Here is a 22817-nt window from a genome sequence, read left to right as displayed (position 1 = left end):
GATTCTGTATTTTTTTATTAAAAATTTGTGGGTTTGATTAGTAAGGTCCGAACAAATAATTGCCCGGTGCATCTAAGTCTTCACTCATATGGAATTGCTCAACAATGGTCACGAATTCTTCTCTTTCAATGACACCGCTTCCATCCAGATCCAGCTTTTTAAAGGCCCATTCCGGAATTCCTTGTTCTACCCCAAAAGCAGTCATAAGCTGGGTATATTCATCTATCGAGATTTCGCCACTACCATCCGCATCAATCAAGTCGAATACCCCACGGGTTACCGCTTTCATGTACTCTTCGCGCCATTCTTCGGTAGAAAGCACTACATCTTCGTGTTGAAGCCAATCGCCAAGGGTTACTTTATTAGGATTCTGGCTGTATCCATACACTCTGGCGTTATTCCAGATCATATCTATGCCACCCTGAATTTCTTCATAGGCTTCTGTTCCTTCGTCAATGCCGCGAGCGGAAGCAAGGCGTTCCACAATTCGGTTTACATCATCTTTTTCAAAGTACCCGTTTGCGTCTGTATCCAGACAGTTAAAGTAGCGGGTTAGTTTTCTTTTTTGGAAAGGTGTTAACATAATTTGCACCGTTGTTTTAGTTATTATTAGTTGAAATTTTCATTTCGTTATGTTCCTTTATACTGTTGGTTTCTGATTCTAATAAGCCATCTTCCACATCAGGTTCGATGTTTTCAAGCCCAGTGAGTTTTGCTACAATCTTGTGAAAAAGTTCTTCTATAAACTCCAAGCTAAAACCAAACACAATGCTGATTCCTATTTTAAAAACTGCTATTCCATCTGAGTATTCATCCAAATAAGGGTCGATATAGAAATCCACATATTGGAAAATGACAATTACTACTACAGCGATTAGTGCCTCGGAAAGAGAAATAGCTTTACCTGTTTTATTCAAAATCCCCGAAACAACCAGGGCCATTAACAATGCTGTAAATTGAAGCAGGTAGAACCACGTAGACTCATACCATGGCGGACTAATGGAAAATGAAAAAGAAGCCGATCGGCTAAGATTTCCTTCTACATCTTGAGCCCGAACAAGAAACACGTATTCTCCCCAGCTAAGGTTGGTATATTCCCGATAGGTATTATTGCTTAATTTCGACCAACTATGATCTAAGCCATCTAACCGAACCTGATATTGAAGTCCTTCTATATCTTCGTAATTATTAGTGCTGTAGCTAAAACGAAAAGCATTGAAGTCGTAATCAAATTCAAAATTTGTAGAATCAGATTGGTCCAATACTTGAACCCCACCTCTTGTTTCTGAAAAGGCTCCGCCAAAAATCACAGAATCTGTTGGCGTATATTCAACTTTCCGGACGATAGCAGCAAATACATCTGCCGTTTTATCCAGGGATGCATTGCTTTTTTCTTCTTCATTTTGCTTTTCTGAAAACCAACCACCAAGACTTTCGTTATAGGCACTTTTAATCCATGCAAAAAAACCTTTTTCGGTACTTGTGGTGTCTTCCGGTGCAAAATTTTCTGCTACAACTGTAGTTGCAACATTTACCTTTGTTAATTCCTGGGGTATTTTAATAAGGGAGGTGCCTTCATCCAGTCCCGCCCAAAGTGAGCCACTTTGCGTAAAAAAGACGTTGAACACGTAATTATTCAATAAGCCATTTTCAGCGGAATATTTTTGAACAATTTGACCTTCAAGATTTGTTAGAAAGAGACCATCTTGAAATGAACCAAGAGCAACAAGTTTGTCGTTAAATACATCTATGGAAGAAATAGATGCTTGACGGAGATTGGGATCTCTTGGCTCTCCCCATGGTACAAGCGCTAACGCGTTTTCTTCAATTTGGGCGGTAAAAAAACCAGATGAGCGTGTTGAAATAAGTAATTGTTGGGGTGATAGAGCTTTCATTTTTTGAGCTCTTATTACTCTTGCTTCTTTCGTAGAAATCGGAGTCATATTTCCAATCTCATCGATATATAAGAGCCCGTGGTCTTGATCCGAAACAATAAGTGTATTACCTAAAAACCCAGCACTTAAAAAATTTCCCCGACCAACTATTTCTACTGTTTCATCCGAATACTTAATAATGGTTTTAAAACCAATGAAGTAAACGATATCGCCAAACGTTTTTATTTCAATAATGGTATCGTTAAAAGGAGAGGATAGGCTTTCAACCAGCGACTGAAATTTAGTATTTCCAGCATCATCAACATATAGATAACCAAATATGTTTTCGCCACCGCCATAAATTCTTCCATCCGAATTTACGGCAAGCGCATTAACTTCGGCGCTATCTGGAACCGAAATCATACGCCACTCAATACCGTCAAACTCTACAATTCCATGAGCTTGAGCAAAGTAGACTAAGCCTCGGCTGTCTATAGTAATAGAATGAATCTGAATATTTTGGAAATACTCCTCAACAGGAAAGTTTCGTACCCCTTTCTGTTCTCTTAATGAGTCTTCTATAGCCCTAGAAGTTTGTGCATTCCCACTACCAATACCAAAAAAAAGTATAAGTAGTATATAACTTAGTATATTTAGTTTTTTAAAAGCCAACGTGTTTAATAGTCCCGAATTTTATTGGCTATAATCTATTGGGGGCTAGTTAAACAAACGTGTCAAAAAAGTGAAATATCGTGTCAATTCCACCAGATAAGTGTGTTTATGTCTATTTCAGTATGTTGAAACCAGAATAATGGTCTTCGGTTAAGCGGTGAACCTAAGCCTTTGAATGTAGGCAACTAAGCGCATTTGCGTCCGCTTGATTTGCTTTGTTAGGCCTACATTTCGTTTAAACTTAAACCAAATGATGCTCCCAAAGGACATGAGAGACGTTGCCATTTTACTTTCACAAGCTCTGTATTCTTGAAGTTAGTGTCTTCATTTCCTTTTCTTAGTAATTTGCAATTTGGAATATAATAATGATTATGTGAACCTGTAGTTTCTTTTGCTATTACACTTGACAATACTTGACGCAGAGGTTCGATATAAATTGTATCATCAGCAACAATTAAAAACTCATCGAAAAAATGTGAATAGCTTTCAAGATGTTCTCCTAATACAACTGAATATAAATCATCTGGAATAGTGTTTATCCTGATTTCACCCTTTTCATATTCTTTCACATTACCATTAATAGATTTTAGAATTTCATTATGTTGTGGTAAATGAAATATAAAAGACGTTATATATGACTTTTCATGCAACCACTCAACCAAATATGACAATGTATTTTCAATATTTTTGGGCACGAAGTTTCTTTCAGGGTATAAACCGGTATAAAAATCTACAGTTTTTTTAAGCTCATCGATAAAAAATTCATAATCAATATACATGGCTCTATATTTGGCCGGTTCACGTTGCATTCGTTCTGAATAGATAGTTCTGACATCATTAACGCAAGAATCTACATTTCGTACTATCTCTCTACCTGTAAATCTAATGACTGTATAGCCAGCTCTTGTCAAATAACGTTGACGTATTGCATCTTTTTCCAACTGCTCAGGTGTAGAATGATATTTATGCCCATCTAATTCAATAATTAATCGGGCATCTTTTAGAATAAAATCTACTCTATAGCGTCCATGTTTCTTTTTATCACCAAACCAATGTTCACTTTCGATCTTTCCAGCTAATTCATCTACCGCATCTGAAAACTTTTTTTCAATGTGCGATTGACCTCTATCGCTATACCAAGAAGGAGCTTCATCTTTTGGTTGTCCTGGATACTTCATTTAATATTCAAGTATTTCTTGTAGACCTAACGACCCCGCGTTTAAGCGGCGAGTCTGGTTTTAATTATTAAAGTTTCGAATCCGCCAGCTGGCGGGTCCGCATGAAACGGTTGTTAGTCCGCATGATTTATAGTTTAGATATAGAGAAATCTTGCCGAAAATGTCGAACGGTTAAAATTTCGATAGAATTCTGAAAAACTTCATAAATAACACCATAATTTTTGCGAACTACGATTTCTCGAATACTCTGATTATTTGTTTCAGGTAAAACTCTACCAACTAATGGATTCTGTCTTAATTCTTCGACCTTCTCTTCAAACTGGTCTAGAAGAGCTAACGCAGCGTCTGTATTATCTTTAGAAATGTATTCGAGAATTTGTCTGGTTTTAGATCTGGCAGTGGGTGACCAAATAATCTTCATCATGAATATTCAGCTCTCAGTTCACTGAAAAACTTTTCATGACTCACTCCTTCTCCATTATTTAATTCTTTACGCGCAGTAGTTAATTCTTCCAATAACTGAATTTTGTCGAGCATCTTTTGATAATCTTCCACATCTATTAATACCGCAGAACTTTTACCATGCTGTGTAATAACAAGAGGTCGTCTTTCTGATTTAACTTGTTCTATAAAAGACGCCGCATTTGCCCGAAAATCGGAAAGTGATCGTATATCTTGATCAAGTTGAATGTGAGACATGAGATAAAGAATTAATTAATTGTACTGATTAATGTACTAAATACAGAACAAAAAAGTTTTTTAAAATTTCTTTAGCAGGCTAACGACCTCGTGTTTAAACGGGGAGCCGAGTTTTAATTATTAAAGTTTCGAACCAGCCTGCCCCGAGCATTCGGGGAGCCCGACTTGAAACGCTTGTTATGTGCGCTAAAATTTTGCTGAGTGATAAACAAAGTGCATTACATTTTCTTCTTCAAAATCTATTTTTTCAACCTCAGGAAGAACATCATTATAAGTTATGGTTGCAATCTTAACTCCGTTAAATACACAGTCCCATTTATGACCAGATCCACGAACTCTAGGTAAATAATCTCTGGAAACTTGATTAACTAGGATATGTGTTTCGAGAAATGAATAAGTATTTACTATTTCATCATTACTGAGACAGTCGTCTGCCATGGAAACGGGATCTCTAGTTAATTTAATATTGACCTTTGGTCGACTTTTAAGAATTTTGAAAGCCTGTTTCATTCAAAAGCACATAACGACCCCGCGTTTAAGCGGCGAAGGGTTTTCGGTTTTTCTGAAAGTAACAGAAATAATAAGTTACCTGAAAGTTAAAATTGCGGAGCCACTTCCCGAGTCCGCCTTGAAGCGCTTGTTATACAACATTGCAATGTCGTCTAAGATCCAAATTTCAAGAGATTGATGTGTCAAAATAGTACAACCTTTAACTGATATGATACCTTGGGTTCCTCTTTCTTTGTGCCCGTCAACGTACCACCAATATGAATCTGCTCCTTCTGATTCGGAGATAAAATCCTTTGAAACTTGATCAGAAGTTTTAAAACTCTCGATTTCACTTATATCAAGTGGCCCTTGTAGTTTTGAAATCTTAGGAACCCAATCTAAATTTTTATGAGTTAATTGATCACAATCTAAAGCAGTTGTTTGTCTTTCACAGGATTGAAAATATTCCGAGCAACTACTTTTTAAGTGGTTGGCACAACCTCCAAGAAAGAGGAAAAAAGTAAATAAGAAATAGGGAATGATCTTCATGTTGTATAACGACCCGGCTTTTAAGCGGCGAGTCTGGTTTTAATTATTAAAGTTTCGAACCAGCCTGCCCCGAGCATTCGGGGAGCCCGACTTGAAACGCTTGTTATGCTACCGATTAATCGTAGTGCGTCCACATTCTGATCACTTTAACGACTTTCTCTTTTTCATAAACTTGATATACTAGGCGATGCTGGATATTGATTCGGCGGGAATAAGCTCCTTCCAAATTGCCAACCAACTTTTCATATGGAGGATATTCTTCAAAAGGGTTTTCTTGAATGATCTCCAATAAGTCTTTGATCTTGGGTTTTAAACCTGACGAAGCGGCTTTTTTGGCATCCTTCGTAGCTTGTTTGGTATAAACGAGTTTATAGGTACTCACCAGTCAAGTTCTTCTTCCGTTTCTTCAAGAGGGGTATTCATTCCTTCAATAATGGACTCCTGCATTCCTGGAATGGAAGAAAGATAAAGCGTTTCCTGAATAGCCCGCCAATCTTCTTCACTTACCAATACCGCATTGGAGCGTTTCCCGGTAATTTGGATGGGCTTGTGTGTCTCAGACGCTTCATCCAGCAACCTATAAATATCTTTGCGAGCTTGCGTGGCTGTTAGTGTTTTCATGACTTGATGATTTTAAATATATAATGAAACGTACGTTATTGCGTGCGTATTGTCAAATTTTATGAAAAGGTAGCATAACGGTCCTGCGTCCGACTTAAAACGCTTGTTATGTTGCAACATTACCCAATAAAGAGCTTATCTATTAAATTTTCTAACTGTTTTCCAATTTCATTCGCATTGTAATCCAAATCAAAGCCAGAAACTTGAAGCTTTTCTCCACAAAGATCTCTGAGATCATCAGCTTCATCTTCAGTTAGATCATCATTTTTCTCTAGCTTAATTCTCAATTGTTCTGGCAACTCGATTTGATCGAGGATAAACAGCGAATCGACTTTAGATAATTTGATAGACATTTTTGAAAACAACCTAACGACTCTGCGTTTAAGCGGCAAGTCGTGTTAAAATTATTAAAGTTCGGAACCAGCCTGCCTCGAGCATTCGGGGAGTTCACTTGAAACGTTTGTTATGTTGCCAATTACTGTGTGTAAATTGTGTATTCATAAAGAATGGTAAGCCTTTGACTTGGAATAACAATCAACACAAACAATAGTCATTCCATTAAACTCTTTAAAGATGTCTGTCATACCACCTTCTTCTTCGAATACTTTTTCACATCGTTCGCACCAAGCTTGAAGGTCATTGGGATGGCTAACGTTTTCAACAAATCCTACTTTATCTCCTTCATTCTTTAACAAATGACAACACACTACCGAAGAAATGCGCTTGCCATGCCTGCCACATTCTACATACATCGGTTCAATTTCTGATTCCATTTAGCAATATAACATAATATTATCCGAACAAGGGTTTTGTTAGCACGCGGTGGATAATATCCAAAAATCATACTTCAAACTCATCATTAATTGTTTTTGAGATGTTACCCGTCTCGTTAGTCGGAGAACCTCTGAGGTACATATATATGAAAGTAGCACAAATTCATCGAAACAATTATTATCCAAGATACGAACAAACCAACCCAAGGATTTTGGTTGCAGAAGTAATAATTTCTGTTACCTTTTTGAATCTTTCGGGAATATTTATCGGGAATGCAAATCAACTCAAGTAAATGAAAAAACTAACGACGTTACTTTTAGCTCTTCTGTTAACCACAGGCTTTTCTATAGCTCAAACCACAACCCCGCTAAAAGTCGGGGACGAAATTGATGATGCCTTAAAAACAGGTGAAACCGATGTGTTCACACTTACCATTGACGCTGATCAGTTTGTATTTGGCTATGCCGATCAAAAAACGGTGGACGTGGTGATTACCGTAAAAGGGCCGGATGGAACGCCTGTTGCTTCTTTTGACAGTCCTGCACGGGGCCATGAAAATTTTCAGTTTAATACAGAAGACGCGGGGCAGTACACTTTTGAAATAACCCCTTTTGAAGAGGAAGAGGGAGATTACAGTTTGCTGGTTTCACATGTTGAGCCGGTAGCAAAAGAGCCGGCCGGCAGAGTGGATCAGCTGATGATGCAATACTCCGGAAATGACGTGCCCGGCGCAGCAGCCCTGGTGATGAAAGACGGAGAGGTTATTTTCCAAAAATCGTATGGCATGGCTAACCTTACTCATAATGTGCCTATGCAGGAAAATACACTTCATAACATCGGGTCTACTTCCAAGCAGTTTCTAACTTTTGGATTGTTGCTTTTAGAAGAAGAGGGTAAGCTGGACCTGGATGATGACGTTCGTAAATATATACCTGAATTGCCTGAATTTGATCATGTTGTAACACTCAGGAATCTTGTAAACCACACCAGCGGATATCGTGAGTTTCTAAACTTGTTGGCTATGACGGGCCGCAATCCGAGTTCAAGTTTAAGTCAGGAACAGGTGATTGAAATTGTTCAGCGCCAGCCGGAATTACAAAACGTGCCCGGAGCCGAGTGGAATTACAATAATACCGGTTATGTGCTTATGACTGAAGTTATAGAGCGAATTAGCGATATGAGTTTCCCTCAATGGATGAAAGAAAATGTGTTTGAGCCTATCGGTATGAATCACACAGTTTCCCGCAGCGACCCGGGAGAGGTCATTGAAAACCGTTCCCAGGGGTATCAACCTTCCGAAGATGGTAGCGTTGCCGAAGTGAGTGATTTGGGCGGTGGTATGGGGCCCGGCGCCATTTATACTACCCTCGGTGATCTTTCAAAATGGATTAACAATCTTCAGGATCCAAAGGTGGGAACCGAAGCTATGGTTGAGGAAATGACCACCTCTTTTGAGTTAAATGAGGGCAATAAAACCGGCTACGGCCTGGGTTTTTTTGTAGCTAAATACAAAGGGCTGGATTACTTCCATCATGGAGGAGCCGATCTGGCGCACCGCTCCATGCTTATGGTGTTCCCGGGAATTGATGCAGCCGTGGTGACTCAGAGCAATCATGCTTCTTTTAATGGAAGTATTCCCAATCAAATAGCAGAGGCCTTTTTTGATGATTATATGGAAGCAGATTCAGCAGAAGCCGATGAAGAAATGGCTGCTGAAGAGAAAGAGGAATTTGAATACGACCCGACGGACTTTGATCCGCTAACCGGTCGCTATGAACTGGAAGTTATGCCCGGTTTTATCCTCAGTTTTTCCAGAGATGACGATAGGATTTACACACAGGCTACCGGTCAGCCGGAAGTTGATATTACAGCCACATCCGACTCTACCTTTAGTTTGGTTGGAGTGAATGCCTCAGTCACCTTTCACAGAAATGAAGATTATACTGCTGATTCGCTTACCCTGCACCAAAACGGAAATCATATCGCGAAGAAAATAAAATTTGAGCTGACGGTGGATGAAATGGAGGAGTTTACCGGTCGATACTTCAGTGAAGAAATAGAAACGGTGTATGATATTGTCATTGAAGACAGCAGCCTGATGCTTAAAAATTATCAGTTGGCGGATGATATTAAATTGTCGCCGGGAAGCGTCGACACATTTAGTGCAGGATACCCAATTGCCGAGGTAGATTTTGTGCGTAACGAGGCGGGAGAAATCACCGGTTTCAATGCTTCGAACGGAAGAACCAGGAATGTTTATTTTAAAAAATGGAGTGACAAATAATAGCGCTAAATAAAGCCCGGGCATGTATGTCGCTGGTTACACGCTCTTCTCCAATCTGTACGATCACATCGCTCGGCATGATTCCGCATTCGTAAGCAGGTCCACTTTTGTTGATTTCGGTTACAAATAATCCCAATACTCGGGGAATGCTGGGATATTCCATGATCAGCTGGTAGGCAAACGACCCCGCGTTTAAGCGGCGAGCCTGGTTTAATTTATTAAAGTTTCGAACCCTAACCGAGTCCGTTTGAAACGCTTGTTATGTTACTGTTTTTCTGAGTGAGTTTAACAAACTAGCTATAGAAACTGCAACAACGCCACCAATTTGCAAACCATTTTTGGAAATAAATGTAAGATCCAAAACGAACAAGAATGAAATTAGTACAGCCAGAACCGAGAGTAGAAATATAAAATCACTGAGAAAGAGCAATTCAATAGGTCTTTTTTTACTCAGTAGTTTAAAACTGTTTTTAAAAATTTGATCAAACGTCTTTCTGCGAATTAGGATCAATACTAAGGTCATTATACACATTAAGAAAAGACCGTTGTTGGCTTTGAAGTAATCATCATGCTCTTGACCAATTGAGAGAACAATAAGCATCAAACCTAAAACTGCAATCAAGACCCATGAAACAGCAACAAAATTGCTCTTCTCTTTTTCATCATGCGATTTATACCAGTCTATGATCACAGCTGTAATTTCTAAAGTAACATAACGACCCCGCGTTTAAGCGGCGAGGGTTTTCGGTTTTTCTGAAAGTAACAGAATTAATCAGTTACCTGAAAGTTAAAAATGCGGAGCCACTTCCCGAGTCCGCTTGAAACGCTTGTTAGGTGGCGAAGCGATTTTATTTCGATTTACTTTGGATAATTTCATTCATTAAGGGTTTGAGCAAGGCTTCAGTAGTATCGATGACAAATTCTTTATTGTGAAATTGGACAAGAACAACATTATCATTTTTATACATAGTAGTAATTTCTGGCAATGAAGTAGAAGGGAGTTTTTGTTGGACTTCAAATGCTTTTTCGGTTTCGATTTCAATGAAACAAAGTGAAAAATAGACGTCATTACGTTTATTGGTTGGCATATTGCAACGGATGAAATAAATCCGTTCGGTATTCCTTTCAGTAAAAACGGAATCCATCATTATAGATTTGATCTCAAATGTTCTTTTCCAATTAAGTGTACCCATCCATGGACCAGACATATGAAAGATTTCTTTGCACTGTGAAAAAGTAATATCGTTGTTTAAACCTTTCATTTTGTTAAGCCACCTAACATAATATTATCCGTACAGTTTATTTGTGTGTAATTCCTGAATACATCAAAAATACACATCTGAGAGTTCAGATAGCAGGGACTAATACATTCGGCACAAATTCTCCCTTCGAAGGGAGACGATTGTCCAAAGGGTTCTTTGGACAATCCGAGGGATGTCGATGGTAACCCCAGATACGGGCAATGAACAGGAAACAAAAAGTGAGCCCGGATTTCTATACACATTCAGTGTGGCCATTGCATATTCCATGTAGGGGCGATTCATGAATCGCCCCTACATGGAATGCAAACCCAATAAATCATCCGCAAAGCACATCTGGAAAAACCTCGGGGATATTTTTTGTAAGGAATCCGGCCTCAATCTGTCTAACTGTGTATGATGAAGCAGAAGAAATTGGCAAACCGACGATCCATGCGTTTGCAGGGTTATGATTATTCTAGCCCGGGATATTATTTCATCACCATTTGTACTCAAAATATGCAACGTATTTTTGGCGATGTAATTGATGGCAAAATGCACCTGAATGATTTCGGGGTGGTTGTAAGGAATGAATGGTTTAAAACAGAAGCCATTCGTGACAATATAAATTTGGATGCATTTGTGATTATGCCGAATCATGTTCATGAGATTATCGAAATTATTGATAAAAACCCAATCGTAGGGGCGAATCGCGATTCGCCCCTACGTAATAAAATTGGAATCAATAATTCATTTTATAAATCCAAATTTGAATCACCATCAAACAATATTGGGTAAATCATTCGGGGATACAAATCATCCGTCACCAAACGGTTCTTTGAACAATACGAGGGATGTCATTGATAACCCAATCCTGTATGGAAATCACCCCAACTTATCTACAAAATCTAGTTTCTCCCACGGGAATTCTTCTCTTCCGAAATGACCATAAGCCGCGGTTGGTTTATAGATCGGTCGTTTCAGATCAAAACGAGAGATAATTCCTTTCGGAGTACAATCAAAAGTCTGCGCAACCAAGTTAGCCAATTCAGGATCACTCATTTTTCCGGTTCCGTAACTGTTCACATTAATGGAAACAGGTTCTGCAACACCAATGGCATACGCCAATTGAACAAGGCACTCATCAGCCAAACCTGCGGCTACTACATTTTTGGCAATATGTCGGGATGCGTAGGCGGCACTTCTATCCACTTTCGAAGGATCTTTTCCGGAAAAAGCTCCACCACCGTGTGCTCCGAATCCTCCATAAGTGTCTACAATAATTTTGCGACCGGTTAATCCGGTATCTCCATGTGGTCCGCCTATTACAAACTTGCCTGTTGGATTTACATGATAAATGGTTTCATCATCAATGAGTTCGGAAGGAATCACATTCTTGATAAGAATATTCTTTATGTCTTCGTGAATTTGTGACTGCTCAACACCTTCATCATGTTGGGTGGAAAGAACGATGGTATGGATTCTTTTTGGCTTTCCGGCATCATCGTATTCAATGGTAACCTGACTTTTATTATCCGGTCCCAGATACGGCATCAGGTCTGTTTTTTTACGAATACGAGCTAATTCTCTCAAAAGATCATGAGAAAACTGAAGCGGCATCGGCATGTACTCCGGAGTTTCTTTATTGGCGTAACCAAACATCATTCCCTGATCACCGGCTCCTTCTCTGTCTACTCCCTGGGCAATATCAGGACTTTGTGTATGGATGGTGGAGAGTACTCCGCAACTTTCAGAGTCAAAACGATAGGATGCTTTCGTATACCCGATCTCTTTTATGACTTCTCTTACTATTTCCTGAACATCAACATAGGCATCAGTAGTAACTTCTCCAGAAACTACAGCTAAACCGGTGGTTACAAGGGTTTCAACAGCTACTCTTGATTCCGGATCCTGATCTAACATGGCATCCAGAATGGCGTCTGAAATTTGATCGGCAACTTTATCCGGATGCCCTTCTGATACTGACTCTGAGGTAAATAAATTCTTCATTCTTGTATTTTATTGAGTAAGGTTCTTTCGGTTACGAAGCGCAGAAAAGGTAAGAAGATTTATTCTTTAATAAAGCTTAAGAATCGAATAAATCCTTATCACTGGCCTTTCTATCAATTCCTAAATACTGATAAGCTTTTGCGGTAGCGACTCTGCCTTTCGGGGTTCGTTGTAAAAACCCTTCCTGAATTAAAAAAGGTTCGTAAACTTCTTCAATGGTTCCCTTGTCTTCACCAACGGCAACTCCAAGCGTGCCCAAACCTACGGGACCACCGCTGTAATTTTCAATTATGGCGCGTAGCATTCTAATGTCCATATCATCCAGTCCGTTTGCATCCACATCAAGCGCGTTAAGTGCTTTATCTGCGATCTTTTTGTCGATCTCTTTGAGATTTTCAACCTGCGCAAAATCACGGGTACGGCGTAAAAGCTTATTCACGATCCGTGGAGTTCCCCGACTTCTGCGGGCAATTTCGTAAGCGCCTTCATCCGTGATCCCGAAATTCAAAATACCGGCTGTGCGAAGCGCGATGTTATGTAACAGTTCCACTTCGTAATAATCCAATCGCATATCAATTCCGAAACGAGCTCGCAATGGAGCAGTAAGCATACCTTTTCTGGTGGTTGCGCCAACTAAAGTGAACCGGCTCAATTCGATTTGAATGCTTCGCGCATTGGGACCGGAATCAATTACGATATCCAGTTTAAAATCCTCCATAGCGGAATAGAGATATTCTTCAATAACCGGATTTAGTCGATGGATCTCATCTATAAATAGTACATCTCCATCTTCTAAATTTGTAAGCATTCCGGCCAGGTCGCCCGGTTTTTCGAGAACAGGCCCCGTTGTTGGTCGGATATTCACATTCATTTCCTGTGCGATAATATGTGATAATGTAGTTTTTCCTAATCCCGGAGGACCGGAAAGAATTACATGATCTAGAGCGTCGCCGCGTTGTTTGGCAGCTTTTATAAATACCTCAAGGTTGGATATTATTTTCTTCTGGCCGATAAACTCATCCAAACTGGACGGGCGTACAGAGTTTTCGAAAACGTCTTCTTTTTGCTCAGGATTTAGCAGAGGATTATGCACAGAATTTCGGTAAATATGTTTACACTAACTTAATAGAATTATACTTAGTTTATAATCGAAATGCGCATTGAATTTTGGAAGAAGCTATGAAATACAATTCTTTCTCCCCGGATAAGCTCGATTTTGATCCAATTGAGAATCAAAAAAAGAAGCGCGGTAAGAAATTGGCAAATTTAAAGAAGAATGAAATTCTGAAGGAGAAAGGATTGCACAAAGATCTGAGTTCAAGCAGTTTGAAAATTTATGGTTCGGAGTATTTCTTTAATTACGAGTTAAGTTGGTTGAAATTCAATGAAAGGGTTTTGGCAGAAGCTCTTAATCCTAAGAATAAACTGCTCGAGAGAATAAAATTCATTGGTATAGTCTGTTCTAACCTGGATGAGTTTTTTCAGAAAAGAGTTGGTGGGCTAAAGCGTCAACAGTTGGCAGGCGTTAAAACACTTTCTGTGGATGGAATGTCGGCATCTGATCAGTTAAAAGAGATTCGGCAAGAAGTACTGAAAATGATCGAAGCCTACAGAGGGTGCTTTTTCAATGATCTGGTTCCTGCAATGGCAGAAAAAGGAATTAAGATCAAAGCATATTCTGAGCTTACCAATTACCAAAAGAAGGTAAGCGATCGGTTTTTCCAGAAGCAGATATATCCAATTGTGACACCATTGGCGGTGGATGAATCACACCCATTCCCTTTTATATCAAATCAGAGTTTATCATTTGCAGTAGAGCTTGAAAATCCAAGGAATAAAGAAAAACACTTCGCCCGAATTAAAATTCCGGCAAACCGCCCGAGGTTAATACAAGTTCATCGCAGGGGAAATAAAATAATTCTGGTTCCTATTGAAGATCTGATAAGAGTAAAGATAGATCAGTTTTTCCCGGGTATGAAAGTTATTTCAGCTCATATGTTCAGGGTTACAAGAAACGCATCTGTTGAACGAGAGGAAGAAGAAGCTGATGACCTATTGGAAACTATTGAAGATGAGCTCAGAGAAAGGAAATTTTCAGAGATAGTGAGGATGGAGCTGGAAGCAGATATGCCAAAGCATATTAAAAAGTACTTGCTCAAGAATTTGAATATAAACTGGAATGATGTCTATGAAATGAAAGGCACTATTGGATTGGTGGATGCTATGCAGATATCCATGCTTTCCGGATACCCAAGATTAAAAAGTCGTTCATGGACGCCGGTTTTACATCCTGCCTTAAAGCACGAATTGGATGAAGAAGCTCCCAGCTTTTTTAAGATCATTCGGGATGGGGATTTTATGGTTCATCATCCTTACCATAGTTTTGCTCTTACTACTCAAAGGTTTATAGATGAAGCCGCAAAAGACCCAAAGGTTCTGGCAATAAAACAAACACTATACAGAACCTCCAAAGATTCACCGCTTATGCATTCGTTAATGAATGCTGCCGAAGAAGGGAAACAGGTTGCAGTGTTAGTTGAGATCAAAGCGCGGTTTGATGAAGAAAGAAATATTACGTGGGCTCAGAAACTTGAGAATTATGGAGTTCATGTTGCTTATGGAATTCCCGGTTTAAAAATACATACCAAGGTTACTATGGTAGTGCGGGAAGAAGCTGATGGATTAAGAACCTATTGTCATCTTGGAACAGGAAACTATCACCCCGATACGGCTCAGCTTTATGAAGATCTTGGTTTATTTACTTGCGATGAAGTTATAGCGTCTGATGTAACAGATATTTTTAATTTGTTGACGGGATATGCACCGGATCAAACATTCGAAAAATTGATGGTAGCGCCCAAGCATCTGAGAAAGCAGGTAACAGAACTTATTGAGTTTGAAACTAAGGAAGCAAAAGAAGGGCGCCCGGCCAGGATCATCGCAAAGATGAACAGCATGGAGGACCCGATGATCATACAGAAGCTTTATGAAGCATCTGAAGCCGGTGTACAGATCGATCTGTTAGTACGTGGAGTGTGCAGACTGATCCCGGGAAAACCCGGATTGAGTGAGAATATTAAGGTTCATTCCGTAATTGGAAGATTTCTGGAGCATTCCAGAATATTTTACTTCAGTCATGCTGAGGAGCATTTATACTATATTGGCTCAGCAGACTGGATGCACAGAAATCTTGATGCACGGGTAGAAGCTTTAACGCCTATTGAAGCACCAAAACTCAAAAAATACCTTCAATTCATTATCAGTGTATATTTGAGAGACAATATGCAACGCTGGACGTTAAATGAAGATGGAACATACGATAAGGTTCCAAGACCAAAGGGAACGCGGAAAGTATCAACGCATAAAGTGCTAATGAATCATACTCAGGATTCAGAAAGCCCGATACCAATGGTTGGTTAACAGGTTAATTAGAAGATGTTCCCTCTTCATCTTCTAGATCAACTTTGCCCAGATCGTAACTAAGCTTTCGATAGAGAACAAAGGCAGATTTTCTGAATATGCCATCACGGTTATAAGCTTCACCTACAGCTGTTAATGCTTTTTCAAACTCCCCAATGTTTACATACGCATTGCCAAGATACCAAAATGCTTTTTCAGCAATCATTCTGTTATCAGCAGCACGGGAAGCGGCTTCTTCAAAATTTTCTATGGAAGCCTGATAATTTCCATCATTGTAATGTATAATTCCACGATTTAAGAAAGCTTTTGAGGCATATGGCTCTTCATCATAGGAGGAAATCACCTTACTAAAAAGTTCTAACGCCTTTTCATCATCTCCGGAAGAAATTGCAGCAAAACCTAAATTAAGAAGAGAGTCTGCGCTACTTATACCGAACTCCTGAGAGCGAAGACCATCGGCAACTTCAATCTGGTCGGTCGGGATACTATTGACAATAAATTCATTCAGATCGGTAGGTGTTTCAATTCTGAAAAGCTGCACCATTGCTACAATTAGAATAGTTGCTGCCGCTGAAGCGTGCCATATCCAAGTTGGAAGCGGTTTAGGCGTAACGGGCTTCTTTTTGGTTTTGATCTTTTCAGCTAAAATTTTTTTTAACGAGACTTCTAGCTCTAAACGATCTAATAATTCAGGATCTTTAGCAAACTCCACCCATAATGCATCAATCTCATTATTGCTTAATGTGCCTTTCACATAAGCATCTATCTTTTTATAAATATCCTGATCTCTTGAACTTTCCATAATGAACCTAAATTATTAACCAATGTATTTCTAATACATTGGACCTTCTGAACAGTAAGACAGTTTCAGAGGGCATTCCTTACATTATTTGTTAATATTTTTTTTAAAACACTCATTAAGCACCTGAATGATACGATGTTTTTTTGTCCATGCATTATTAATGCTTATTCCAAAATGATCTGCAACAACAGAAGCTTCGCTGTCAGGGTTGTCAAACCAGTATGATATGAAGGACTTTTGTTTAGCTTTCAATTCCGTAAAGCAGCGTTCCAGTATACTCTGACGCTCTTCAGTTAAAAGGTTTTCCAATTGATCGGGCTCCTCTGAATGAGAGTCAGGAACTTGATCGTAGTTAACTTCTTTTTGTTTGTTTTGATGCTTCAAGTAGTCGTGCTTTGCTGTTGCAAAAAGATAATTAATGATCCGATCGGGATGGTTCAGCTCATCTGTTTTTATTTTTTCAACCGCAAACATAATGGCATTTTGAGCAGAATCCTTTGCATCTTCAGGCGCGGCATCCATTCTAACCAATAAGAATTTGCACAGAACTTTTGTGAGAACTTCATAGTGCTCCTTCAATGATTTTTGGTCATCATTTTGGACAGCAGTTACAAAGTTTGAATAATTCATGGGTTAGTATCAAATGGTTACTATAAAATAAGCGAGATTTGGAAAAAGAAAATGGAGAATTTTAATTTATAACCACTTAGTTTCCGACTGTGTATAGAGTACAACTAAATAACTTTGAAGGGCCATTAGATCTGTTGCTCTTTTTTATCAAGAGAGATGAGCTGGATATTTATGATATTCCGATCTCATATATCACTCAACAGTACCTTGAGTATGTTAACCTGATGGAAGAATTAGATCTTGATGTAGCGAGTGAATTCATTCTTATGGCAAGCATGTTAATGTCTATAAAGGCAAAAATGATGCTACCGAGAGAAGAGGATGAAAACGACGAGATAGACGAAACCGATCCCAGATACGAATTAGTTCAGAAACTTCTGGAATATAAGCGCTACAAAGAGATGGCGGTTAAAATGGCTGATATAGATGAAGAAACCAGAAAGCGGTATAAACGAGGATACCCTGAAGTTGATGATGTAGATCAACAAGCGTCTGGTGAAGCGCTCAAAGATGTTACATTATTCGATCTTATTTCAGCATTCAGAAAAGTTTTAACAGATCTAGAGCGCCAAAGGATCGTTCATAAAGTAAATAAGGTTGAAACAACGATTGAAGAGCAGTCAGAATTTGTACTTAATAGTCTTGCCAAGTCAGGAAGACAATCGTTTGCAACTCTTTGCAAAGTGTTAACAAATAGGGTAGTAATAGTTGTTACCTTTCTTGCAATATTAGAAATGATAAAAGAGCAACAAATAAATTTATTTATCGAAGAAGACCCCACCGACTTTTACTTAGACTTGAAGCCGGTTGATGAAATAATTAGTGCATAACAACAAAAAATAAAGATGAAGAAAATAATATACTTAGTATTGGTCGTTGCTGTAGCCGGGTGCAGCGGATCAAAAGAAACAACAACCCTTCCCTCGGCCAGCATACATGATTTTGATAAAACCATAACCGTAGATGGTTTAAAGTCAGATCTAACAATAATTGCCAGCGATGAATTTGAAGGTCGCGAGACAGGAGAAGAAGGCATTAAAAAAGCCACAAACTATATTACTGAAAGATATAAAGAAATCGGCCTTACACCTGTTGGAGATAACGGAACCTTTGAGCAGAATTACGATTTAAGCGCTCCGGTTATTGATAGTTATAATTATACAGTAACAGATAATGAAGGAAGTTTAATTAGCGAGACCGCAGTAACTAAAGAAGCTACCGGCGATTTCGTTACTATTTTTGGTGGTTCTGATGATGTAAGTGGAGAAATAATTTTCGCTGGATTTGGGATCAGTAATGAAGCAACAAACCAGCTTCCTGAAGTTGTAGCAGATAAATGGGTGATGGTATTTTTTGATCGACAACTTACCAATCAAAGAGCTCTGCAAACATTATCTGGCAAAGGGGCAGCCGGTGTGATAATGATCATGGATCAAAACAATCCGGAAGGATTTATTCAGAACGCTGAACAAGCTCAATCCAGAATAGGCTCGGCCGGTCGATTATCATTAGCATACTTGCAAAACAACAGTAGTTCAAGATCTGCTGCCTGGAACAGAGTAAACCCTGAATTAGCAGCTAAAATGTTGGGCAAAGCAAGTGTAAGTGAATTAGTGGACATGAGTGAAGAGATCAAAGCAAACGCTTCTGACTTTAAGCCAATGGAACTGGAATACACGTTATCACATGATGTGTCGATAAGTGAGAATACAGTTGTTGCATCAAATATCGCCGCTTTTTTAGAAGGAAGTGATCCATTATTGAAAGATGAAGTGGTTGTATTGAGTGCACATCATGATCACGTAGGTATCGGAAGACCGGATTCAACCGGAGATACCATTTACAACGGCGCTGATGACGACGGAAGTGGTACTGTTGGACTTTTAAGCACAGCACAAGCAATGGTTGCTGCTAAAAAAGCCGGAGCCGGTCCAAAAAGAAGCGTGCTGTTTTTACATGTTTCCGGAGAAGAAAAAGGATTACTGGGTTCACGATACTATTCAGATCATCCAATCTATCCGATCGAAAATACCGTTGCCAACATAAATGTGGATATGATCGGTCGTGTGGATAAAGAACATGAAGAAAATAAAGATTACATCTATGTAATTGGTGGCGAGATAATTTCATCAGGTTTAGATAGCTTACTCAGAAGTGCAAATGAAGCTACCGTAAATCTTGACCTGAGCAATAGATACAATGATCTTGAAGACCCGAATCAGTTTTACAGAAGAAGCGATCATTGGAATTTTGGAAGATTGGGAATTCCTTTCATTTTCTTCTTTAACGGAGTGCACGCTGATTATCACCGACCATCAGATTCGATTGAAAAAATAGAATGGGAAGCTCTTACAAAAAGAACACAACTAATCTATACTACAACCGCAATGATTGCCAATTCCAGCGAAAGACCTGCAGTTGACAATCAGGCCTTTATTGAGAAAACACAAGCTCAGGCACGCAACTAAACGGTACGTTTTTAAGCAATTTTAAAACCCTCAAACAAAAACTTTGAGGGTTTTTTATTTACCGATCATTATGAAGGGAGCCCAATATACCGGGTGATTATAATAAGGGTGATCTAGCAATTCTTTTTTAGCCATATGAAGAGCATTTTCTTTATAGCCAAACATTGGAGGCTCGTACAGATCAAAGAACAATTTAAATTTGTTCCATAACCCGATTTCTTCTTTCTCAAGGCGACTTAAATTTTTATAAAAAGACCCCATAAAAGACGCCGTGCTATTGTCATAAACACTCCATAGACTAACAACAACAGAAGAGGCACCGGCTTTGAAAAAAGACCGCTGTAATCCATGAAGACCTTCACCGCTGATAATCTTTCCAACAGCGGTATTACAAGCACTTAAAACCACCAGATCTGCATTGAAAGTTAACGAAGAAATTTCCTTACTGTTCAGATAGCCATCCTCTTGAAAAGCCCCTTCAGACTCAACTAATTCAGAAATTATTAATCCGCTTTGCTGGGGATTTAACTCATTAACATTTCCATGAGTTGCGAAATGGAGATAACGGAATTCATTTAAAGGCGAACTCTTAATTTTTGATTCGCTGACTTCCTGATCTTTTAATGTCAGAACATCAATAAATTCTTTTGAAATGGCATCTACTTCCAGAATGGTTGAAGGCAAGGAAGAGTAATTTTTAGTTTGAGATGTTGAGCCATTTAGTCCGGAACCGGCTACAGCAAAGAGCTCTCGAGAAGTTGTTCTGTGAGGAGGTTCGATGTATTTATAGATGGTAGAAGAAGGAAGATACTTGATGCTAAATTTTTCAATTAAAAAAGAATTATTGATATATAACGCATCAAACGGTAAAAGAGAAAGTGATTTTGAAGGGACGATCAGAAGGTTATTAATTCCATCCAGCTTATCTGATAGGGGTTTCAGAAGAAGATCAAAAAGAGATTGCGATCTTTTGCCGATAAGGTCTAAAGCTGACTTTTCCTGAATTGCAGTTCTAAAATCTGAAACCAATCCGGAGAGATGGTTTTTGGGAGATCCGGAATCTATTTCAACTGAAGTGTAATCTGCATCATCTTTCGTAATCCTGAATATTATTAATCGATGATCAGTAAACATATACTCAATCAAAGCGTCTTCGGCAGAGAGTGAATTTTGAATTTCTGGAATTTTGATAGTTTCAAGTTCATTAAAGGCGCGAAGCTTCGGATACTTTAAATGAAGTTCGTTTGTGAAAGACTGATACTGAAATTCCAATTCACTAAGTTCACTTTTCAGCTTTGATACTGATAGTTCATCTTTCGAATTTTCAATTTGCCGATAGAGCTTGTCTATATTTTTTTCTTTTTGTCTTAATGCAATCAGGGTAGTGTCTTCAACTACATTTTGGAGATCTGATTCAGAAAAAGAAAGCCGTTCCAGCAGCACGCGCGCCCTGCCACGTTCAGTTATTTCAAAAGCTTTATATATGTCGTTCTTTTGTTCTAAATACCAATATGCAATCTCGTCATAAAAGTCAGCATAATTACTAAAAACACCTGATTCAAGATTTTCTCCATAAACGGAACTTTGCTCCCTTTCTATTTCGGCAAAAGCTAAATCAGTATAATAAAAAGCGCTGTCACTTTGGGCTTGATAAAACGCTTTTGCTAACGAAGCGGTATAAGAAGCCAATCTGTATCCTTTAAATACAGAGGCGATTTGATAAGCTCTTTTAGAATAATCCAGAGCAAGATCGGTATTATTTAATGCAAGATGAGCTTTGGAAAGTGAAGCGTAAGACTTGGCTTTTAATTGCTTTGACTCTGTTCCTTGCGAAAGATCAGAAGCTTTTTCTGCATAGGAAAGAGCTTCTGTAAAGTTTCCTGTTTCATGCTCAAGCTCAGCAAACCTTAGATAAATTTCTATAGCATCAAAAGTATTGTCATTCTTGATTTGCTCTGATAAAATCTTGTTGTAAAGTGATCTCGCTAAATCAAGCTCCTCAAGCTTTTGATAGCAAAAGGCAATGTTTAATCTGGTTTTGACTGAAGTACCAATATTATTTAGATTGGCTAGCCTTACGCTTTCGTTGTAATACTCCAATGCATTTTCAAATTCACCAAGCGATTGATAAACGGAAGCAACAAATGTATATGCAGGAGTAATAAATGGCACATCGCCAACTTCTTTTACATAGGTAAGATATTTTGAATAATTAGCTAAGGCTTTATCATAACTTCCTGTCCTGTGATAAAATGATCCTAAATAGTAATGAACTGTTGATGTAAGATCAGCATTCTGAGTTCTTAGCGTTGTATTGTAAGATTTGATGAGGCTTTCTTCCGCCTCCTCAGTAAAGCCCAAAGCTTCATAAGCAGAAGCAAGGTTTCTGTAAGAAATAGATAATAAAAAGGGATCGTCAATTTGTTCAAAACTCTGAACGGCTACCCTGCCATATTTAATGGCATCATCATAATAGCCCAGCTGATATTGTAGCAGTGAAAGAGAATTGCTTACTTGTGCAATTCTGTATTGATCACCGGACTCCGCAGCAAAATCAAGAGCGGCTTTATAATTCAAGCTGGATTTATCAAAGTTTCTTAAACGCTTATACGCCCAGCCAACATTGCTTTTAACATAAGCTTTAAGCTCAAACGGGATTTTGTTGTTTAATACGGAGTCTGCTTTAAAAATCCATTCCGACCCTTTTCTATTATCCCCCTGATCAAGTAAGGACGCTCCATAACCAACCGCAGAAATAATCCATTCTTTATTATCCTTATTGTTTTGATATTTGTCTAATGCCTTTCTGTAAATATCTTCTGCCCCGGGGTAATTTCCCTTTCTATATACTTCATTTCCTAAAATCAACAGCGAGTCATTCTCAACATTTGCGTACTGCGAAATGGAAACAGAAGGAAAAAAAAGCACAGATATCAGGGCAATTAAAAAGCACTTCTTTTTTAGGTTATTTACAAGAGGTTGTAGCATACATCGAATATATTTTGTTGTTTCCATACAACCAAAAAATAAACGGAGTACAATGAATTACAGAATATCAACCAAAGAAAAATTCAACATGCCTGATGGTGATGGCAAACCAGAAGGACCA

25 protein-coding genes are annotated in these 22817 nt (G+C 38.7%); 6 read left to right on the top strand and 19 right to left on the bottom strand.

From position 1 onward, the window contains the following. Positions 1 to 37 precede the first annotated feature (37 nt). The 11 genes from A8B79_RS09440 to A8B79_RS09390 all read right to left on the bottom strand — a co-directional run bounded on the left by A8B79_RS09440 (position 38) and on the right by A8B79_RS09390 (position 6855). Positions 38 to 583, bottom strand: coding sequence for an EF-hand domain-containing protein (locus tag A8B79_RS09440; protein WP_066221517.1), 546 nt, complete (start codon positions 581 to 583; stop codon positions 38 to 40). Between the two features lie 16 nt (positions 584 to 599). Then, positions 600 to 2546, bottom strand: coding sequence for a triple tyrosine motif-containing protein (locus A8B79_RS09435; RefSeq protein WP_066221514.1), 1947 nt, complete (start codon positions 2544 to 2546; stop codon positions 600 to 602). Positions 2547 to 2770: 224 nt separating this feature from the next. Next, the gene (locus A8B79_RS09430; RefSeq protein ID WP_066221512.1) at positions 2771 to 3724 is read right to left on the bottom strand and encodes an endonuclease domain-containing protein; all 954 of its coding nucleotides are present in this window, start codon (positions 3722 to 3724) and stop codon (positions 2771 to 2773) included. A gap of 127 nt (positions 3725 to 3851) precedes the next feature. Further along, complete coding sequence (locus tag A8B79_RS09425; RefSeq protein WP_082894131.1) at positions 3852 to 4148, bottom strand: type II toxin-antitoxin system RelE/ParE family toxin; 297 nt, start codon at positions 4146 to 4148, stop codon at positions 3852 to 3854. After that, positions 4145 to 4423 (bottom strand): type II toxin-antitoxin system Phd/YefM family antitoxin, encoded by a 279-nt coding sequence (locus A8B79_RS09420; RefSeq protein ID WP_066221509.1) that lies wholly within the window; start codon positions 4421 to 4423, stop codon positions 4145 to 4147. The genes A8B79_RS09425 and A8B79_RS09420 overlap by 4 nt, the downstream gene beginning before the upstream one ends. 186 nt (positions 4424 to 4609) lie before the next feature. Further along, positions 4610 to 4861, bottom strand: coding sequence for a hypothetical protein (locus A8B79_RS09415; protein ID WP_153038409.1), 252 nt, complete (start codon positions 4859 to 4861; stop codon positions 4610 to 4612). A 147-nt stretch (positions 4862 to 5008) separates the two neighbouring features. Next, the gene (locus A8B79_RS09410) at positions 5009 to 5461 is read right to left on the bottom strand and encodes a hypothetical protein (protein ID WP_066221505.1); all 453 of its coding nucleotides are present in this window, start codon (positions 5459 to 5461) and stop codon (positions 5009 to 5011) included. Between the two features lie 115 nt (positions 5462 to 5576). Next, positions 5577 to 5843, bottom strand: coding sequence for a Txe/YoeB family addiction module toxin (locus A8B79_RS09405; RefSeq protein WP_066221502.1), 267 nt, complete (start codon positions 5841 to 5843; stop codon positions 5577 to 5579). Further along, positions 5840 to 6082, bottom strand: a complete 243-nt coding sequence (locus tag A8B79_RS09400; RefSeq protein ID WP_066221499.1) for a type II toxin-antitoxin system Phd/YefM family antitoxin — start codon at positions 6080 to 6082, stop codon at positions 5840 to 5842. The genes A8B79_RS09405 and A8B79_RS09400 overlap by 4 nt, the downstream gene beginning before the upstream one ends. Before the next feature lie 119 nt (positions 6083 to 6201). Continuing rightward, on the bottom strand, positions 6202 to 6435 hold the full coding sequence (locus A8B79_RS09395) for a hypothetical protein (protein ID WP_066221495.1): 234 nt from the start codon (positions 6433 to 6435) through the stop codon (positions 6202 to 6204). Positions 6436 to 6579: 144 nt separating this feature from the next. Beyond that, positions 6580 to 6855, bottom strand: a complete 276-nt coding sequence (locus tag A8B79_RS09390) for a hypothetical protein (RefSeq protein ID WP_066221494.1) — start codon at positions 6853 to 6855, stop codon at positions 6580 to 6582. 146 nt (positions 6856 to 7001) lie between these two features. Here A8B79_RS09390 and A8B79_RS16160 point away from each other — a divergent pair, with 146 nt between their 5' ends. Further along, a complete protein-coding gene (locus A8B79_RS16160; RefSeq protein ID WP_161485160.1) occupies positions 7002 to 7148 on the top strand; it encodes a hypothetical protein in 147 nt (48 codons plus the stop codon). Next, on the top strand, positions 7149 to 9140 hold the full coding sequence (locus A8B79_RS09380) for a serine hydrolase domain-containing protein (protein ID WP_066221488.1): 1992 nt from the start codon (positions 7149 to 7151) through the stop codon (positions 9138 to 9140). Here the strand turns inward: A8B79_RS09380 and A8B79_RS09375 are convergent. The 3 genes from A8B79_RS09375 to A8B79_RS09365 form a co-directional block, all read right to left on the bottom strand. Continuing rightward, entirely contained in the window at positions 9118 to 9303 is a 186-nt protein-coding gene (locus A8B79_RS09375; RefSeq protein ID WP_066221485.1) for a PDZ domain-containing protein, read from the bottom strand. The genes A8B79_RS09380 and A8B79_RS09375 overlap by 23 nt on opposite strands. A gap of 96 nt (positions 9304 to 9399) precedes the next feature. Continuing rightward, positions 9400 to 9831 carry a hypothetical protein gene (locus tag A8B79_RS09370; RefSeq protein WP_066221482.1) on the bottom strand — a complete coding sequence of 144 codons (432 nt, stop codon included), beginning with the start codon at positions 9829 to 9831 and terminating at the stop codon, positions 9400 to 9402. A gap of 157 nt (positions 9832 to 9988) precedes the next feature. Beyond that, the gene (locus A8B79_RS09365) at positions 9989 to 10402 is read right to left on the bottom strand and encodes a hypothetical protein (RefSeq protein ID WP_066221479.1); all 414 of its coding nucleotides are present in this window, start codon (positions 10400 to 10402) and stop codon (positions 9989 to 9991) included. A 393-nt stretch (positions 10403 to 10795) separates the two neighbouring features. Between A8B79_RS09365 and A8B79_RS09360 the strand changes: the two genes are divergently transcribed. Next, the gene (locus A8B79_RS09360; protein WP_066221475.1) at positions 10796 to 11176 is read left to right on the top strand and encodes a transposase; all 381 of its coding nucleotides are present in this window, start codon (positions 10796 to 10798) and stop codon (positions 11174 to 11176) included. Between the two features lie 87 nt (positions 11177 to 11263). Here A8B79_RS09360 and metK read toward each other — a convergent pair whose 3' ends face one another. Together metK and ruvB are read right to left on the bottom strand one after the other, a co-directional pair. Continuing rightward, entirely contained in the window at positions 11264 to 12388 is a 1125-nt protein-coding gene (metK, locus tag A8B79_RS09355; protein WP_066221472.1) for a methionine adenosyltransferase, read from the bottom strand. A gap of 76 nt (positions 12389 to 12464) precedes the next feature. Beyond that, positions 12465 to 13481 carry a Holliday junction branch migration DNA helicase RuvB gene (ruvB, locus tag A8B79_RS09350; protein WP_082894130.1) on the bottom strand — a complete coding sequence of 339 codons (1017 nt, stop codon included), beginning with the start codon at positions 13479 to 13481 and terminating at the stop codon, positions 12465 to 12467. An 86-nt stretch (positions 13482 to 13567) separates the two neighbouring features. Between ruvB and ppk1 the strand changes: the two genes are divergently transcribed. Further along, positions 13568 to 15808, top strand: a complete 2241-nt coding sequence (ppk1, locus tag A8B79_RS09345) for a polyphosphate kinase 1 (RefSeq protein WP_066222841.1) — start codon at positions 13568 to 13570, stop codon at positions 15806 to 15808. 4 nt (positions 15809 to 15812) lie between these two features. Here the strand turns inward: ppk1 and A8B79_RS09340 are convergent, their stop codons facing one another. Beyond that, positions 15813 to 16610 carry a tetratricopeptide repeat protein gene (locus tag A8B79_RS09340; RefSeq protein WP_066221466.1) on the bottom strand — a complete coding sequence of 266 codons (798 nt, stop codon included), beginning with the start codon at positions 16608 to 16610 and terminating at the stop codon, positions 15813 to 15815. An 84-nt stretch (positions 16611 to 16694) separates the two neighbouring features. Then, positions 16695 to 17240 carry an RNA polymerase sigma factor gene (locus A8B79_RS09335; protein ID WP_066221464.1) on the bottom strand — a complete coding sequence of 182 codons (546 nt, stop codon included), beginning with the start codon at positions 17238 to 17240 and terminating at the stop codon, positions 16695 to 16697. A gap of 89 nt (positions 17241 to 17329) precedes the next feature. Here A8B79_RS09335 and A8B79_RS09330 point away from each other — a divergent pair, with 89 nt between their 5' ends. Together A8B79_RS09330 and A8B79_RS09325 are read left to right on the top strand one after the other, a co-directional pair. Next, entirely contained in the window at positions 17330 to 18070 is a 741-nt protein-coding gene (locus A8B79_RS09330; RefSeq protein ID WP_066221461.1) for a segregation and condensation protein A, read from the top strand. A 15-nt stretch (positions 18071 to 18085) separates the two neighbouring features. Beyond that, positions 18086 to 19708: a M28 family peptidase gene (locus A8B79_RS09325; RefSeq protein ID WP_066221458.1), complete on the top strand. Its 1623-nt coding sequence runs from the start codon at positions 18086 to 18088 to the stop codon at positions 19706 to 19708. Between the two features lie 54 nt (positions 19709 to 19762). Here A8B79_RS09325 and A8B79_RS09320 read toward each other — a convergent pair whose 3' ends face one another. Further along, positions 19763 to 22696: a CHAT domain-containing protein gene (locus A8B79_RS09320; RefSeq protein WP_161485159.1), complete on the bottom strand. Its 2934-nt coding sequence runs from the start codon at positions 22694 to 22696 to the stop codon at positions 19763 to 19765. Between the last annotated feature and the right edge of the window lie 121 nt (positions 22697 to 22817).

The sequence above is a fragment of the Balneola sp. EhC07 genome, from assembly GCF_001650905.1.
Classification (GTDB): Bacteria; Bacteroidota; Rhodothermia; order Balneolales; family Balneolaceae; genus Balneola.
Note: the sequence above shows the minus strand (reverse complement) of the source record. Positions and strands in the feature narration are given on the sequence as shown.

Excerpts from the sequence above, each read along its gene's own strand:
- A8B79_RS09425 (WP_082894131.1), bottom strand. The coding sequence starts at position 4,148 with ATGATGAAGATTATTTGGTCACCCACTGCCAGATCTAAAACCAGACAA.
- ppk1 (WP_066222841.1), top strand. The coding sequence starts at position 13,568 with ATGAAATACAATTCTTTCTCCCCGGATAAGCTCGATTTTGATCCAATT.
- A8B79_RS09360 (WP_066221475.1), top strand. The coding sequence starts at position 10,796 with ATGATGAAGCAGAAGAAATTGGCAAACCGACGATCCATGCGTTTGCAG.
- A8B79_RS09430 (WP_066221512.1), bottom strand. The coding sequence starts at position 3,724 with ATGAAGTATCCAGGACAACCAAAAGATGAAGCTCCTTCTTGGTATAGC.
- A8B79_RS09320 (WP_161485159.1), bottom strand. The coding sequence starts at position 22,696 with ATGCTACAACCTCTTGTAAATAACCTAAAAAAGAAGTGCTTTTTAATT.
- A8B79_RS09340 (WP_066221466.1), bottom strand. The coding sequence starts at position 16,610 with ATGGAAAGTTCAAGAGATCAGGATATTTATAAAAAGATAGATGCTTAT.
- A8B79_RS09335 (WP_066221464.1), bottom strand. The coding sequence starts at position 17,240 with ATGAATTATTCAAACTTTGTAACTGCTGTCCAAAATGATGACCAAAAA.
- A8B79_RS09420 (WP_066221509.1), bottom strand. The coding sequence starts at position 4,423 with ATGTCTCACATTCAACTTGATCAAGATATACGATCACTTTCCGATTTT.
- A8B79_RS09395 (WP_066221495.1), bottom strand. The coding sequence starts at position 6,435 with ATGTCTATCAAATTATCTAAAGTCGATTCGCTGTTTATCCTCGATCAA.
- A8B79_RS09410 (WP_066221505.1), bottom strand. The coding sequence starts at position 5,461 with ATGAAGATCATTCCCTATTTCTTATTTACTTTTTTCCTCTTTCTTGGA.
- A8B79_RS09400 (WP_066221499.1), bottom strand. The coding sequence starts at position 6,082 with ATGAAAACACTAACAGCCACGCAAGCTCGCAAAGATATTTATAGGTTG.
- A8B79_RS09375 (WP_066221485.1), bottom strand. The coding sequence starts at position 9,303 with ATGGAATATCCCAGCATTCCCCGAGTATTGGGATTATTTGTAACCGAA.
- A8B79_RS09390 (WP_066221494.1), bottom strand. The coding sequence starts at position 6,855 with ATGGAATCAGAAATTGAACCGATGTATGTAGAATGTGGCAGGCATGGC.
- A8B79_RS16160 (WP_161485160.1), top strand. The coding sequence starts at position 7,002 with ATGAAAGTAGCACAAATTCATCGAAACAATTATTATCCAAGATACGAA.
- A8B79_RS09365 (WP_066221479.1), bottom strand. The coding sequence starts at position 10,402 with ATGAAAGGTTTAAACAACGATATTACTTTTTCACAGTGCAAAGAAATC.
- A8B79_RS09440 (WP_066221517.1), bottom strand. The coding sequence starts at position 583 with ATGTTAACACCTTTCCAAAAAAGAAAACTAACCCGCTACTTTAACTGT.
- A8B79_RS09415 (WP_153038409.1), bottom strand. The coding sequence starts at position 4,861 with ATGGCAGACGACTGTCTCAGTAATGATGAAATAGTAAATACTTATTCA.
- A8B79_RS09380 (WP_066221488.1), top strand. The coding sequence starts at position 7,149 with ATGAAAAAACTAACGACGTTACTTTTAGCTCTTCTGTTAACCACAGGC.
- metK (WP_066221472.1), bottom strand. The coding sequence starts at position 12,388 with ATGAAGAATTTATTTACCTCAGAGTCAGTATCAGAAGGGCATCCGGAT.
- A8B79_RS09325 (WP_066221458.1), top strand. The coding sequence starts at position 18,086 with ATGAAGAAAATAATATACTTAGTATTGGTCGTTGCTGTAGCCGGGTGC.